The organism is Campylobacter showae CC57C (genome assembly GCF_000344295.2).
GTDB classification, from domain to species: domain Bacteria; phylum Campylobacterota; class Campylobacteria; order Campylobacterales; family Campylobacteraceae; genus Campylobacter_A; species Campylobacter_A showae_B.
Map to the genome: position 1 here is coordinate 1 of NZ_AOTD01000099.1, position 14,551 is coordinate 14,551.

Below are 14,551 nucleotides of genomic sequence, written 5' to 3' on the forward strand. Positions count from 1 at the left end.
TTTTTAAATATACTTGAAAAATTTTAAAAAATAAAGGCAAATCCATGCTCACCGACCTCGTAAGCTCTATAAATTCATTCCTTTGGGGGCCGTATTTCCTTATCGCGCTACTTTGCGGTACAGGGCTTTATTTTACGATTAGGCTGCGCTTCGTGCAGATTTTTAAGTTTAAAATGGGGCTTAATAGGCTTTTTGGCAACTTCTCATTGCACGGCGAAGCGGCGGGAAAAACAGGCATGAGTTCGTTTCAGGCGGTTGCTACGGCCGTCGCGGCGCAAGTGGGCACGGGTAACCTCGTGGGTGCCACAACCGCACTCATCATGGGCGGGCCGGGCGCGATATTTTGGATGTGGTGCGCGGCGTTTTTAGGCATGGCGACGAATTTCGCAGAGATCTGCCTAGCGCAAATTTACCGCACCAAAGATGATAGCGGCCATATGATCGGCGGGCCGGCGTTTTATATCAGTCGCGGACTAAAAAACCGCTACGCCCAAGTTTTGGCGGCCTTTTTTTGCGCTAGCGATCATTTTTGCGCTCGGATTTATGGGAAATATGGTCCAGGCCAACTCGATCTCGGACGGCTTTAAGGGTGCGTTTGGCATACCGCAGTGGGCGAGCGGACTGTTTTTGGCGGCGATTTGCGCTATGATCTTTATCGGCGGCGTCAAAGCCATCGCCAGAGTCGCCGAAAAGATTGTACCTATCATGGCCATCCTCTACGTCGCGGTCGGACTTGTCATCATCTGCTTTAATCTTGATAAAATTCCGGGCGTCATAGCGCTTATATTTGAAGCCGCGTTTAATCCGTCCGCAGCCTGGGGCGGTGCGACCGGAGCCACGATAGCTACGGCGATGAGATACGGTATCGCGCGCGGACTGTTCTCAAACGAAGCCGGCATGGGCTCTACGCCTCACGCGCACGCCGCAGCTAATGTCAAACACCCGGTAGATCAGGCGGTGCTCGGCATCATGAGTGTGTTTGTTGATACATTTATCGTGCTAAATATCACCGTGTTTGTCGTGCTTAGCGCCGACGTGATACATTTTGAAAACGGCAAAGCCGTGCTAACTGGCATCTCGCTCGTACAGGAGGCCTTCTCGACGCATGTTTTGGGGCATGCGGGCGGCTATGGATTTGTGGCGATTTGCTTGTTTTTCTTTGCTTTTACGACGATTTTGGGCTGGTACTATTTCGCCGAGATCAACGTGCGCTATCTTTTTGGAGCCAAATTCGTGCGAATTTTACAGATATTAGTCGTCGGATTCGTCTTTGCGGGCAGCTTGCTAAAGATAAATTTCGTCTGGGAGCTGGCCGATATGTTTAACGGCCTCATGGTGCTTCCAAACCTGATCGCCATCATCGCGCTCAGCCCCGTCGCGGTTAAGCTCCTGAAGGATCACGACGAAGGCAAAGAATACGATCCAAGCGAGTATATAAGGAAGGCTTGAGTGGTGTATTAAATTTTACGGCAGTTGATTTTGCTGTAAAATTTGCTTCTTTTTGGTGGGAGAGAAATTTCCCGCACTTATTAATACTTCAAATTTGGTCTACCGACCGACTTTGCGGCGTCAAATTTGAGCCGACGCTTCTAAAACCACGCTTTTTAGTAAATTTACGCCGTTAGCGATATCGCTCCAGCTAGAAAATTCCGCCGGATTGTGGCTGATACCGTCTTTAGACGGGATGAAGATCATCGCCGTCGGACAGAGTGCGCTCATGTGCATAGCGTCGTGCCCCGCGCCGCTTGGCATGATTTCAAAGCTAAGCCCTAGCTGCTTGGCTTTTTTGGCGATTAGCTCGATGAGGCGGCCGTCCAGCGCGCACGGCTCGTCGAATGCTAGCTGCTTGATCTCGCATTTGACGCCGCGCTGTGATTCGATGCGCGAGATTTTGCCCAGGATCTGCTCGTATGCCGCTTCGCGCGTGGCTAGGTCGATGCCGCGTAGGTCGATTAGTAGCGTCGTCTCGCCTGGCACGACGTTCATGACGCCCGGTTTTACCGTGCAGTTGCCCGCCGTCGCCACCACGCCGTTTGCCGCGTTTTCGCGCGCGACGCTCTCGACTGCCAGCACTATCTGCGCCGCCGCGCAAAGCGCGTCGTGACGGTACTTCATCGCGGTCGTGCCGGAGTGCTGAGCTTGGCCTTGCACGCGTACGCTAAATCTATGCGGCGCGGCGATGGCGCTCACGACGCCGATTTGGATGTTTTCGTTATATAGTAGTGGCCCTTGCTCGATGTGTAGCTCAAAAAAGCTCTCGTAATTCGGCGTCAAATTTTTAGCCTTTTCGATGCTTGCTAGATCGATGCCAAACTCAGCAAAGATCTCGCTGATAGCTCGCCCCTGAAAGTCGCGCACCTCTTTAAGTTTTTCAAAACCTAGCTTGCCGCACATGACCTTACTGCCAAGCGTCGCGATATTAAATCTGCTTGACTCCTCACACTCAAAGACAACTAGCTCAAGCGGTCTGCGCGTCTGCACGCCTTCATCGTTTAGCGATCTAATCAGCTCTAGTCCGCCCAGGACACCCAGAATCCCGTCAAATTCGCCGCCGTTTATCACGGTGTCTAAATGCGAGCCAAATGCTACCGCCGGCACCTCAGGCTCGGTGCCGTCGCGCCTAGCAAAGATATTTCCGATCGCGTCAATGCGCACTTTTAGCCCCGCCTCCTTACAGCGCGCGATAAATAGCTCTCTAGCGGCCTTATCCTCGCGCGTGTAGGCTAGGCGGCTCATCCCAGCGCCAAAACTTTCGTCGTTGATCGCGTTTATCTCGCTAAAAAGCGCCTTAAGTCTATCTAAATTTATGCTCATCGCCCGTCCTTCGTATTTAAAATTTACCAAATTCTAGCTAAGAAGCATTAAATTTATACTTTAATATTTTTATTTAATACAATATTTAATTTTTGGATTTTAGATAATGTTTGGGATCTAAGAGCTAACAAACGCTAACGTTAGTTTTATTAAAATTTAGCGATAAAATCGGCTTTTTAATATAGAATTTACAAATAGATAAAGTAAAAACTTTATACCATAACATACTAAATTTTACTAACAAATTGACCGGTTTGAGATATGATTTTGCAGAAAATATGATGGTCAAATTTAAACAAAAGCAGTGGTTTTTGAGAGGAGCGGTTGGCAACATAAATTTGCCACCTAAAAATCTTTGGCTCGTAGCGTATTTGCTGGCGAGCCAAAGTTAAATTTGAGTGTTTAAACCAGCTGTGCACCTTGTCCTTTTACGACCTCGCCGATGACGTAGCCGTCGGTGTTGGATAGCATAAAGTCAGCGTTTTGCTTCGGCGCTACGACGATCATGCCTACGCCCATGTTAAACGTCCTCATCATCTCGGCTGGCTCCACCTTTTGTGCAATGATTTTAAAGATTTCAGGCGTATGGATCGCGGCGTGCTCGATCTTTGCACCCAGCCCATCCGGAAATACGCGCGGCAGATTTTCCACGATGCCGCCACCCGTGATGTGCGCGAGCGCGTGGATCTTGTCTTTTAAATTTAAAAAGTCGGCGACGTATATCCTGGTCGGCTCCAAAAGCACGTCGATGAGCGCGCGACCGTCCACTTTGTCGTCAAATTTTAGCCCCAGCTCGGCGACCACTTTGCGCGCAAGCGAAAAGCCGTTTGAGTGCAGGCCATTGCTAGGAAGCGCGATGAGTACGTCGCCTTCGCGTACGAACTTGCTGCGGTCGATCTCGTCCTCCTCGGCGATGCCCACGGCAAACCCAGCAAGGTCGAAGTCGCCTTTCTCATACATCGAGGGCATCTCCGCCGTTTCGCCGCCGATCAGCGCGCAGCGGGCGAGTTTGCAGCCCTCGGCGATGCTTTTTACGACCTCTTTGGCGTCCGCGATCTCGAGCTTTGCAGTCGCGTAGTAGTCGAGGAAAAACAGCGGCTCGGCGAAGTTGCAGATGAGGTCGTTTACGCACATCGCGACGAGGTCTTGCCCCACGCCGTCAAATTTACGCGCGTCGATTGCGAGTCGTAGCTTTGTGCCTACGCCGTCGGTAGCGCCTAGGATAGCGGGCTTTTTGTAGCCGGCAGGCAGTCTCACCGCGCCGCTAAACGAGCCGATACCGCCCAAAACGTGCGGAGTTTGCGTCGCTTTGACGAACGGTTTTATCGCATTTACGAAGTCATTTCCCGCGTCTATATCGACGCCAGCGTCTTTGTAGCTTATCATTTTTGGCCTTTATTGAAATTTGATTAATTTTAGCCAAAAATTGCTAAAATCGGAGTAAAAAATCGGAGGCAAAATGCCGCAATTTAAACACGCAATCGTCATCACGGGTAGCATCGGCAGCGGCAAAAGCACGGTTTGTGAGATACTTCGCGAGCTAGGATTTGAGATCATCGACGCCGATAAGATTTCGCACTGCGTCCTTGATCGCTGCGCCGCGCAGGTAGCTGAAATTTTCGGAGCGCAATACGTCGTGCAAAAAGACGTACAGGCTGCAAATTTGAACCCGCACGCGGAATTTGACGATAGTAGAGATGAGGAAAATTTGACCGATTCCCGCGCTTTTGTGGACCGAAAAAAACTAGGCGAGCTGGTGTTTAAAAACCAGGCGGAGCTTGCAAAGCTTGAAGCGTTGCTGCATCCAAAGATAACGGCTGAAATTTTATCGCAGGCACAGGCTTTGGAGGCGAAAGGAAAGCTCTATTTCGTCGATATTCCGCTGTTTTTCGAGGGCAAGAGGTATGAGTTTTTTGATAAAGTAGCGGTCGTTTATGCACCTAAAGAAATGCTGATCGCGCGCGTGATGACGCGAAACGGGCTGGACCATGCCGCCGCAAAGCACCGCGTAGAGCTACAAATAGATATCGAACAAAAGCGCACTATGGCGGATTTTGTTATAGATAATAGCGGTGATTTGCAAAATTTAAGAGATGAAACCGGGTCTTTTTTGGAAAAAATAGCTTAACTTGTTATGACACGGCATTTGATGCTATTTGAACACTGCTTTAGTCACTTGGCAGCGGCAGTTTGGCGTCATATCTAGCCCTGCTACTACTTGTGACTCAAACTACGTTGATTATTTTAGTTTATTTGCAGTCTTTGCTTTCAAGTTTTACCCGAATCAGCTCTTTGTTCTTTATATAATAAACAAAATCGACGCCGTCGGCTATCTCGCGCACCGCCTTTAACCGCGTATCTTCGCAAAATTCTTTTTTGAGTTCCTTTGTTTGCTCCTCTTTTAGCTCGGCTATATCTTTATCATTTAGCGCGTTTTCATCCATTTCTAGCCCTTTTCCAAGTGCATATCGATAAATGATGCGACGATTTTCACAGCTGATTTTTTCGAGCGTATTTATCTCATCTAGTTTTCTCGGAAGACCTGAATTTAGTCGCGCCAGCATTTCTTTTACGTTTGACGCTTCGCATAGATTTTCTTTCATTGTTCTTTTGCGTATTCTACCTTGCTGCCTACAAAAACTTCTACGCCGATCCAGATCGCGACGGCGATGCCTAAGATAATAAATAAAAATTTGTTGAGTTTGTTTAGGTTTTGATTTAGTTTTTGTATGTTCATTTTTGCTCCTTAAATTTGAGGTGGTATTTTATCGGAAAAAACGAAAAACAAAAATTAAAATTTGGAGTGGAATTTGTTTTATTGAGATCGGAGAAAAACGATAAATTTTATGAAACCAAAGATATAGAAAAAGGGGCGGGAAACCACCCCTGGGTATTATAAAGCAGCCTTTGCTTTTGAAGCTAGCTCGCTGAAAGCTTTTGCGTCATTCATAGCTAGATCGGCTAAGATTTTTCTATCAAGCTCGATATTTGCTTTTTTAAGTCCCGCGATAAAGCGCGAATAGCTAATGTCGTTTAGGCGGCACGCAGCATTTATGCGCACTATCCACAAGCGGCGGAAGTCGCGTTTCTTGCGGCGTCTGTCGCGGTATGCATAGACCAAACTTCTTTCTAATTGCTCTTTAGCTTTTCTAAAGTGTTTGTGTCTAGCGCTGAAAAAACCTCTAGCTAGTTTTAAAACTTTTTTATGGCGTCTTCTTCTAACTACGCCTGTTTTTACTCTTGCCATATTTATCCTTTACAAATCGGCGCTCACTGAGTGAGTCTTGCCCCAAATTTGGGGGAGTTTGGAATGACTTTTCGTCAAAAACTTAAATTCCGAGCATCGCTTTGACGCTTGCGACGTTTGTGCTGTCTACGTATTGAGGCGAGCGTAAATCTCTCTTGCGATTGCGAGATTTTTTGGTCAAAATGTGGCTTCTAAAAGCAGAGCCTCTTTTGATCTTGTTTTTGCCCACTTTAAAACGTTTAGCAGCGCCGCGAACTGTCTTCATCTTAGGCATACTAATCCTTTTAAAATTTCTTTTACGCCTTATGCGTAAGAGTGGGATTATACCCAAAATTCCTTTAAGAAATTTAAATTTGACAGTGCGCGCGATAAAATACAAAACAAATTTACAATACAATCTTGAAAGTAGCTTAAATTTTATATTTAATTAATATTTTTTAGTCCTATAATTTCACTTAGATTTATTATCTCAAATCAAGGAGTAACGATGAAGATGAACTTTCTCGCCTCTGCGGCGGTAATAAGCGCGATGTTTTGCGCAAACGCGCTAGCTTGCACGACTATTTTGGTTGGAGAAGGAGCCTCTGACGACGGCTCTATGCTGATAGCCAGAAGTGCCGATAGCAAGGCGATAAAGGCGCAGGTATTTTTGATACATCCGAATAAAACCAATCAAAAAGGCATCCACAGCTCAAAGGCGCATAACGGAGCAAATGATTTTACCTATCCGCTGCCAAAAGAGGGTATGAGATACACAACGATAGCAAACTCTCACACCAGGCTTCACGGCGCAGTCGGCTACAATGACGCGGGCGTTGGCATCAGCGGCACCGAGACCATCTACGCCAAAGACGAACTGCTAAAAATCGATCCGTATAATGAAGCTACCGGCATCACGGAGGACGATATCCCCGACGTCTTGCTACCTAGGATGAAAAGCGCGGCGCAGGGCGTGAAGCTGCTCGGCAAGATCGTAGAAACTACGGGCGCGGGAGAGGGTTTTGGCGTCGTGTTCGTGGATAAAAACGAGCTTTGGTACTTTGAAACCGGCACCGGCCATCACTGGATGGCGGTTAAACTACCAAAAGACGAGTACTTCGTCTCCGCAAACCAAGGCAGACTACAAAACTACAAAGAAAACGATCCAAATTTCATGGGATCAAAGAATTTAATCAAATTTGCCCAAGATAACGGTGCCTACGATCCGGCAAAAGACGGCGAATTTCAGTTTACGAAAGCCTACACCAGAAACGACGAGAGGGATATAACCTACAACTATCCGCGCGTTTGCTGGGTGCAGCAGATGTTTAATCCCGAGTTAAAAGACAAGCAGACCCTTGACGGCGGCAACTATCCGGTATTTTTAAAACCGGCTAAAAAGCTAAGCGTACAGGATCTAAAAAATGCTCTTAGATCCCACTACGACGGCACTGCATACGATAACTACGCGAGCAAAGACGAAAATCAAAAAAATATCTACCGCGCCGTGAGCGTCTTTAGAACCTACGAGTCGCACGTGATGCAGGTGCGCCCGTGGCTACCGCAAGAGATCGGCAGAGTGACCTACGTGGCGCTTGGTATGTCTGATCTTGGCGTTTATTTGCCGTATTACTATGGCCTCGACAAATTTATCGACGGCTACGATAAAGGCTCGTATAAAGCCGATGACGAGTCGATTTATTGGACGTATAGAAAACTGCAAACTCTAGTGATGATGGATTACGATAAGTATTCGCCTGTCGTGAAAAAGGCCTACAAGGAGTTTGAGGACGCGCTCGCGGTCAAGCAGGCTAAATTTGAAGACGAATACGTCAAACTCTACAAAAAAGACAAAGCTAAAGCAAACAAGCTGCTAAACGAATTTTCGATAAATATGATGAAGGAAGCCAAGGCTCTAACGCAAAATTTGACTAATGAAATCTTCACGATGCTAACTGATGACACCGACGCCAAGCTAAAATCGCTAAACAAAGGCAAAAAAGACTAGGCAAATTTAAGGGGCGGGCTGCGGCCTGCCTCAAATTTAGCCCGAATTTGATAAAAACTTCTTGATTTATTTTTTAAAAATCTTTATAATACGGCTCAAATTTGACCCCAAAAGGATGAGCTTAATGCCTTGCCCCATGCCTGAGACTCTTTAATCTTAGCAAAAAAACTGCAAACGACTTTAAAAAAACAGCCAAATTTTTAAATAATTTCACGTTTTTAAACATTAATATAAATTTATTTCTATCGCCGCGTCCGATGCATTGCAACTGCATTTTTAGAAATAAAGCGAGGCAGCGTCTGAAATTTGGGCGAAATTTGTTTAGTAGAGTTTTTTATAAATTTTATTTTAGTTTGAGAAAAAGTGGTTGCCATCCGCCATTTCTAAGCCCGTTCTTTTCAAAATAGCAAGCTTATAGCGCATAAAATTTAAAAATAAAAAATCAAAATTTAAAGGAATCAAAATGATAAAAAGTTATGTTACGGGTTTCCCGCGAATCGGAGAAAAAAGAGAGCTAAAACGCGCGCTTGAGGGCCTTTGGGCCGGCAAAGAGGGCTTTAGCGAGGAGAATTTACTAAGCGTCGCTAAAACGCTAAAAAACAGACACTGGCAATACCAAAAAGACGCCGAAATTTCGGCCATCAGCGTAAATGATTTTTCGTTTTACGATCTTATGCTTGATAACATCGTCGCATTTGGCGCCGTACCGCCTAGATTTGCAAATTTGAGCGGGCGCGAGCAGTATTTTGCCTGCGCTCGCGGCAACAAAACCGGTGTAGCGATGGAGATGACGAAGTGGTTTAACACAAACTACCACTACATCGTGCCTGAGCTTAGCGCCGACACGACCTTTAAGCTAGACGCGTCAAAAATCCTTGCAGAATACGAAGAAGCAAAGGCTGCGGGCGTAAAAGGCAAGGTAAATTTGATCGGACCTATCACATTTTTGGCGCTTTCAAAGACCACAGATGGCAGCTGTCCGTTTAAAAATATAAACGCTCTAGTCGCCGAATATAAAAAGCTTCTTGAGCTACTTTCGACGCTTGACGATGAGGTTTTAGTGCAGTTTGACGAGCCGATTTTTGCGACCGATAAAAACGAAGATATCCTGCTTAGCGTCATCAGCAAGGTATATAATGAGCTAGCCGAAGCCGCAAACAACGTCAAAATCGTGTTTATGACGTATTTTGAGCACGCGCTAAAAGCGGTCGCCGAGGTAGCAAAAACTAAAATTTACGGTATCGGACTAGATTTCGTTCACGGAAAAAGAAATTTCGAAGCGCTTGAAACTATCAAAAACAGCCACTTAACGCTATTTGTAGGCGTTATCGACGGAAGAAATATCTGGAAAAGCAATATCGACGAAAAGGTAAATTTAGTCCGCGAAATCGGCGAAAAAATCGGCGGCAAAGATTTCTACGTCGGACCTAGCTGCTCGCTACTCCACGTGCCTTATACCCTAAAATACGAAGAAAAACTAAACTCTGAGGTCAAAAGCTGGCTAAGCTTTGCCGTAGAAAAACTAGACGAGATAAAAATCATAACCAAGCTAGCTAACGGCGTAGCGCTAAACGCGGCGGAAAGCAAAATTTACGAAGAGAACAAAGCTGCGGTTAAAACCCGAGCGACGTCAAATTTGATCCACTCCTCAAGCGTCCAAAACCGCGTGAAAAATCTAGTCAAATTTGAGCGCGAAGATAAATTTGAAGATCGCATCAAAATCCAACGCGAAAGCCTAAACTACGGCATCCTGCCGACTACTACGATAGGTAGCTTCCCTCAAACCGTCGAGCTAAGAGTGCTTCGCCAAAACTTCAAAAAAGGCGAGATCGACGCTGGCGCGTATGAGGCCGGCATCAAAAAATACATCGACGACTGCGTCAAATTTCAAGAAGATATCGGCCTAGACGTGCTAGTCCACGGCGAGCCTGAGCGTAACGACATGGTCGAGTATTTCGGAGAGCAGATCGAAGGGTATGCATTTAGCGAGAACGGCTGGGTACAAAGCTACGGCAGCCGCTGCGTGAAACCGCCTCTACTTTTCGGCGACGTGAGCCGTCCAAAAGCGATGACGGTCGAGTGGATGAAATACGCACAAAGCCGCACTAATCGCATAATGAAGGGTATGCTAACAGGTCCTGTAACCATGCTAAACTGGAGCTTCGTGCGCGACGACCTGCCTCGCAGCGAGGTGGCTAAGCAGCTTGCGCTTTGCATATTTGACGAGATCGCAGACCTGCAAAATGCCGGCATCCGCATCATCCAAGTGGATGAAGCGGCATTTAAAGAGGGCTATCCGCTACGCGCCGAAAACATTCCTGCGTACGAGAAATTCGCGGTTGATTGCTTTAAGCTCTCCGTTAGCTCTGCCGAGCCTAAAACGCAGATCCACACGCATATGTGCTACTCCGAGTTTAACGACATCATCAAGACGATCGAGGCGATGGACGCCGACGTTATCAGCATCGAGACCGCTCGCAGCGGCAACGAACTGCTAAAGATATTTAAATCCGTCGGCTATAAACAAGAAGTAGGCCCAGGCGTCTACGACATCCACAGCCCGCGGGTTCCTAGCACCGATGAGATCGTGCGTCAGATCCGTGCGCTACTCGAGGTTCTACCAAAAGAACAGCTCTGGATTAACCCTGACTGCGGCCTAAAAACGCGTAAATGGGAAGAGGTCGAGCCGAGCCTAAAAAATATGGTCGAAGCTGTCAAAATCGTAAGAAATTCATAATTTCGACAGCTTGCGACTCGGATAAATTTGCCGCTTTTGCCGCTTAAATTTACGGCGAGAGCGGCTTTGCTAGCTCAAATTTTGGCTGGTTTAGAAAACCCGCTCAAATTTGACGCGGAGCAAATTTGTCGGTCGCGGCTAATAATTTATCCTGCGCACGCGCCGTCGCAGCGTAAATTTAACCGCAAACGGCGCGGTTTTCTACATTTTAAATTTGGAAATTTCATGCTAAAAGAAAAAATTTTAAACAAAGAAAAGGGGCTCGTACTCTACGGACTAACGCCGCCCAAGGCCGAATTTGAGGAGTCCAAGCTGCGCGACATCTCGGATCGCTGGACGGGTAGGATAGAGGGTATAAATGCTGACGGACTCGTGCTTTACGAGGTGCAAGACGAGAGCGAGAGAAACGATAGCGAGCGGACATTCGAGTTTAGCGGAACGTTAAGCCCCGAAATTTACTACCGAGACTACCTAAGCGTCGCGACTCCGAGCGTCTTTTACCGCGTGGCTAGCGGCTACAACGAGGATGGATTTCGCGCGGCTCTAGCGGCTCAAAGCTCAAATCTAAACGTGCTTGTGGGAGCTACGTCTAGCTCGCAAAAAGTGCGGCTAAATTTGGCTCGCGCGTACGAGATCGCGGGCGAATTTGAAAATTTAGCCGTCGGCGGAGTGTGTATCGCCGAACGTCACGCTAAAAAGGGCGACGAACCGCAAAGAGTGCGCGAAAAGATCGCGGCGGGAGCGAAGTTTTTCATCTCACAGGCGATTTTTGACGCGCAGATGACGCGTAAGTTTTTGGAAGACTGCGCGGCCGCAAAGATAACCGAGCCGATATTTCTCACGTTTTCTACGGCAGGCAATCCAAAAACGCTGGAGTTTATCAAATGGCTGGGCGTTAGCGTGCCTAGCTCGGTCGAAGATCGGCTAAACGCCAGTGAGGACTATCTGGCGCAAAGTTGCGAGATCATCAAAGAAATTTGGCGCGAGTTAAAGCAATTCGGCGACGAAAACGGGCTAAATTTGAGCGCAAACATCGAAAGCGTGATGGCAAAGCGCGCCGAGATCGAGGCGAGCCTGGAGCTAGCTCGCGAGTTTAGGTTACTTTAAGGCGAGCGCGGCGGTAAATTTGAGCGACAAGCACGCGAAATTTAGGCGTTAAGGTTGCGCCGCAAAGCAAATTTTACCTTCGCGCAGGTTTGTTTAAATTTGGGTTCATTTGCCCAAATCCTAAATTCCCGTAAGGCGCTAAAATTTGAAAGAGCGAAATTTAAACGAAAAGAGGCGACAATCGCGAGAAAAGAGAGTGCGGATCGTTTAAATTTGCGCTTAAATAAAGGCGATTAAATGCAAAACAAAACGGCAAGCCCAGCGGCGGAGTTTAAATTCGCGGACAAGCGGAACGAAACAAAGCAGCGGACGGCTTAAATTTAAGCAAAAAAGCGGAATCAAAAATGGCGTAAATTTAAGCGCAAATGCGGACCACGCGGTCTGATTTAATTGCCGCACCGAAATTTAACCGTAGGCGGCTTTAGTTTGCGAGCCAAAAAGCCGTAAAAATAAGCGGCCAAACGCGTAAAGGAGTCAAAACGGAGACTTTATTTACCTTTATTTTCGTCGGCGCCATAGCCGTGCTTTTCGCGCTTCCCGCGGCTTCTAATCTTTTTGCGGCCTTAGGCGAAAAACCCGCCCGAAATTTAAGCGAGAATGCTCAAGACTCAGCCCAAAGCGAACTTTTGTCCGAGCTAAAAGAGCTAGAAAACGAGCGCGTAAATTTAGTCGCCTCTATCAAAAAAGCAAATTTGATCGGCATTGGCGTCGGCATTTGCGCGGGCGCGGCGATAGCGTATCTTTTAGACGCGATTTTTGGCGTGACGCTGGGCGCGATCTCATATGCTGCGACGACCGGCCTTTTGACTGCGTCTAAAAGGCGTGAATTTAGGGCAAATTTCAAACGACAAATCATAGAAAATATCGTAAAAACGCACGGGCTTAGCTACAACAAAGACCGTGGGCTGGGGCTTGATGATTTTTTTACGATTTACGATTGCAGGGTCGATGAGTGGAGCAGTGAGGATCTCGTTGAGGGCGATATAGATGGCGTCAGCGTCAAATTTAGCGACTTTTACGCAGCCAAAAAGGTGAAAAAGAAAAACGGCACCGAGACGGTCGTGCAGTTTCAAGGCGTGCTTTTTAAGGCGGATTTTAATAAAAAGCTAAGCTCCATAACGCAAATCGCACACGCAAATTCGCGAAATTTAGCCATCTACGGGCAGAAGGCAAATATGGACGACGTGAGATTTGAAGAGATCTTTGACGTCTATACGACCGATCAAATCGGCGCTAGATACGCGCTTAGCCCGGCGCTGATGGAAAAATTTACCCTGCTTTGCCTCAGGCTAGATGCGCCCGTAAACGCCGTTTTTAAGGATAATCAAATCTTTATCGCCGTAGAGACCTGGCGCGACGACTTTGAACCAGATATCCGCAGGCCCCTAATAAACAACGAAACCATAGCGCTTTACGAGAGCGAGATAGCAAGCTTTACTCAGATAGTAAAAGAGCTAAATTTAAACCGCAAAATTTGGTAATTTTGAAATTTGGACGGCTTTGTGGCTCGCGGCTCAAATTTGAATGCAACGATAAAATTTTACGTAAATTTAATCACGATATAGCATAAATATTTTCTAAACATTAAATCGTCTTTGCAGTATAATCGCTTTATAAATCCACACAAAGGAGTCGTCATGAAAAAGTTGATTTTAGCAATCTTTTTGGCGTGTTTGGCGTTGTCTTCGGCTCAGGCCGGCAAGAGCCATGGCGATGGAGCGCAGGCTGTGTCTAAAGGGCAGTGGGCTACGGCGGTACAGATTTTTACAAAAGGTTGCTATAGCGAGAACGATACCGCGTCGTGCAAGGATCTAGGCGAGATATATGAGTACGGCAGAGGCGGCGCGACTGATCAGCGCGTGAAAAAGGACGCTGCTCTATCAAAGCAAGCTTATGAAAGATGCTGCGAAAAGAGCAATGGACTACGAAAAGATTGCTGTAGAAAAGTAGGCAAATAATCGCGACTCGTCTTGAGCCATAGCTTTAAGTATGCGGCCGCTTTGGGCGTGGAATTTAGCCTTGGGCGGCTCGCATACGAAATTTATGCTTTAGCGATTTTTTAAAGAATTGATAGTGATTTTGCATTTGTTTGAAGTCTACCTATTTAGTAGTTTTTTGAATTACTGATTTTTTATTTTCTTGCTATTTTATGAAACCGTATGATCAATAGGTTCAAATTGAACCTTATATAGAGGCAATTTTTAGAATTTAAATTTGACGGCAATACTCGAAATCCAGGAATAATTTAACTCGGTATGATTGAATTTTTCCTAGCCGTTTTTGCAAGCGAATATAGTACGAGAAGTATCAAAAAACCGTAGACTAGATTTGAAGTTTTTAGCGTAATATCTAAGTACTCATCAAATTTTAGAAAATTAACTACTTCATTGTTTAAATTTTTATTTTCTATTGTGGCGATAATGTTCGTACGATTTTTTATAATAAAGTCTATTTTGGAATCTATATTATCTTCTTTGATATGGATATTTTGATTATATAGGGCTAAAATTTCATCTGGTGCGGTTAGATTCTGTTCCAAAGCATAGCTCTTAAACTGATTGCTTTCGCTTAAATTGGTTTGAAAACACCTATAAATGGCGTAATTAACACAGGCTTTGTAAAAGGTGCAAGCAAAAAAAATACCATACGAAATAAATTT

The 14,551-nt window shown here is 46.1% G+C and carries 12 protein-coding genes and 2 pseudogenes; 7 read left to right on the forward strand and 7 right to left on the reverse strand.

Features of this window, described 5'->3' with window-relative positions:
* The first annotated feature begins 44 nt into the window (after positions 1-44).
* Positions 45-1,449: pseudogene (locus H740_RS12495) on the forward strand (alanine/glycine:cation symporter family protein).
* Between the two features lie 120 nt (positions 1,450-1,569).
* Here H740_RS12495 and H740_RS03770 read toward each other — a convergent pair.
* Together H740_RS03770 and purM are read right to left on the reverse strand one after the other, a co-directional pair.
* On the reverse strand, positions 1,570-2,814 hold the full coding sequence (locus H740_RS03770) for a Zn-dependent hydrolase (protein ID WP_002951451.1): 1,245 nt from the start codon (positions 2,812-2,814) through the stop codon (positions 1,570-1,572).
* 402 nt (positions 2,815-3,216) lie between these two features.
* Positions 3,217-4,200, reverse strand: coding sequence for a phosphoribosylformylglycinamidine cyclo-ligase (gene purM, locus H740_RS03775; RefSeq protein ID WP_002951452.1), 984 nt, complete (start codon positions 4,198-4,200; stop codon positions 3,217-3,219).
* 73 nt (positions 4,201-4,273) lie between these two features.
* Here purM and coaE point away from each other — a divergent pair, with 73 nt between their 5' ends.
* The gene (gene coaE, locus H740_RS03780) at positions 4,274-4,942 is read left to right on the forward strand and encodes a dephospho-CoA kinase (protein ID WP_002951453.1); all 669 of its coding nucleotides are present in this window, start codon (positions 4,274-4,276) and stop codon (positions 4,940-4,942) included.
* Positions 4,943-5,063: 121 nt separating this feature from the next.
* Here coaE and H740_RS03785 read toward each other — a convergent pair whose 3' ends face one another.
* The 4 genes from H740_RS03785 to rpmI form a co-directional block, all read right to left on the reverse strand.
* Entirely contained in the window at positions 5,064-5,417 is a 354-nt protein-coding gene (locus H740_RS03785; protein WP_002951454.1) for a hypothetical protein, read from the reverse strand.
* On the reverse strand, positions 5,414-5,551 hold the full coding sequence (locus H740_RS12085; RefSeq protein WP_231679304.1) for a hypothetical protein: 138 nt from the start codon (positions 5,549-5,551) through the stop codon (positions 5,414-5,416). Before H740_RS12085 ends, H740_RS03785 begins: the two co-directional genes overlap by 4 nt.
* A 156-nt stretch (positions 5,552-5,707) precedes the next feature.
* A complete protein-coding gene (rplT, locus tag H740_RS03790; protein WP_002944116.1) occupies positions 5,708-6,061 on the reverse strand; it encodes a 50S ribosomal protein L20 in 354 nt (117 codons plus the stop codon).
* Positions 6,062-6,143: 82 nt separating this feature from the next.
* Positions 6,144-6,335 (reverse strand): 50S ribosomal protein L35, encoded by a 192-nt coding sequence (gene rpmI / locus H740_RS03795; protein WP_002944195.1) that lies wholly within the window; start codon positions 6,333-6,335, stop codon positions 6,144-6,146.
* Between the two features lie 213 nt (positions 6,336-6,548).
* Here rpmI and H740_RS03800 point away from each other — a divergent pair, with 213 nt between their 5' ends.
* The 5 genes from H740_RS03800 to H740_RS03825 all read left to right on the forward strand — a co-directional run bounded on the left by H740_RS03800 (position 6,549) and on the right by H740_RS03825 (position 13,850).
* Entirely contained in the window at positions 6,549-8,048 is a 1,500-nt protein-coding gene (locus H740_RS03800; protein ID WP_002951455.1) for a C69 family dipeptidase, read from the forward strand.
* A gap of 463 nt (positions 8,049-8,511) precedes the next feature.
* Complete coding sequence (gene metE / locus H740_RS03805; protein WP_002951457.1) at positions 8,512-10,785, forward strand: 5-methyltetrahydropteroyltriglutamate--homocysteine S-methyltransferase; 2,274 nt, start codon at positions 8,512-8,514, stop codon at positions 10,783-10,785.
* Between the two features lie 225 nt (positions 10,786-11,010).
* On the forward strand, positions 11,011-11,892 hold the full coding sequence (locus H740_RS03810) for a methylenetetrahydrofolate reductase (RefSeq protein ID WP_034957229.1): 882 nt from the start codon (positions 11,011-11,013) through the stop codon (positions 11,890-11,892).
* Positions 11,893-12,413: 521 nt separating this feature from the next.
* A complete protein-coding gene (locus H740_RS03820; protein ID WP_002951460.1) occupies positions 12,414-13,373 on the forward strand; it encodes a DUF3137 domain-containing protein in 960 nt (319 codons plus the stop codon).
* A 156-nt stretch (positions 13,374-13,529) separates the two neighbouring features.
* Entirely contained in the window at positions 13,530-13,850 is a 321-nt protein-coding gene (locus H740_RS03825; protein ID WP_002951462.1) for a hypothetical protein, read from the forward strand.
* Between the two features lie 287 nt (positions 13,851-14,137).
* Here H740_RS03825 and H740_RS12090 read toward each other — a convergent pair.
* Positions 14,138-14,551 (reverse strand): annotated as a pseudogene (locus H740_RS12090) (hypothetical protein); the annotation flags it as partial.

What these genes read in the sequence shown, in the direction of transcription:
- H740_RS03770 (WP_002951451.1), bottom strand. Translation starts at nt 2,814, where the DNA reads ATGAGCATAAATTTAGATAGACTTAAGGCGCTTTTTAGCGAGATAAAC.
- purM (WP_002951452.1), bottom strand. Translation starts at nt 4,200, where the DNA reads ATGATAAGCTACAAAGACGCTGGCGTCGATATAGACGCGGGAAATGAC.
- coaE (WP_002951453.1), top strand. Translation starts at nt 4,274, where the DNA reads ATGCCGCAATTTAAACACGCAATCGTCATCACGGGTAGCATCGGCAGC.
- H740_RS03785 (WP_002951454.1), bottom strand. Translation starts at nt 5,417, where the DNA reads ATGAAAGAAAATCTATGCGAAGCGTCAAACGTAAAAGAAATGCTGGCG.
- H740_RS12085 (WP_231679304.1), bottom strand. Translation starts at nt 5,551, where the DNA reads ATGAACATACAAAAACTAAATCAAAACCTAAACAAACTCAACAAATTT.
- rplT (WP_002944116.1), bottom strand. Translation starts at nt 6,061, where the DNA reads ATGGCAAGAGTAAAAACAGGCGTAGTTAGAAGAAGACGCCATAAAAAA.
- rpmI (WP_002944195.1), bottom strand. Translation starts at nt 6,335, where the DNA reads ATGCCTAAGATGAAGACAGTTCGCGGCGCTGCTAAACGTTTTAAAGTG.
- H740_RS03800 (WP_002951455.1), top strand. Translation starts at nt 6,549, where the DNA reads ATGAAGATGAACTTTCTCGCCTCTGCGGCGGTAATAAGCGCGATGTTT.
- metE (WP_002951457.1), top strand. Translation starts at nt 8,512, where the DNA reads ATGATAAAAAGTTATGTTACGGGTTTCCCGCGAATCGGAGAAAAAAGA.
- H740_RS03810 (WP_034957229.1), top strand. Translation starts at nt 11,011, where the DNA reads ATGCTAAAAGAAAAAATTTTAAACAAAGAAAAGGGGCTCGTACTCTAC.
- H740_RS03825 (WP_002951462.1), top strand. Translation starts at nt 13,530, where the DNA reads ATGAAAAAGTTGATTTTAGCAATCTTTTTGGCGTGTTTGGCGTTGTCT.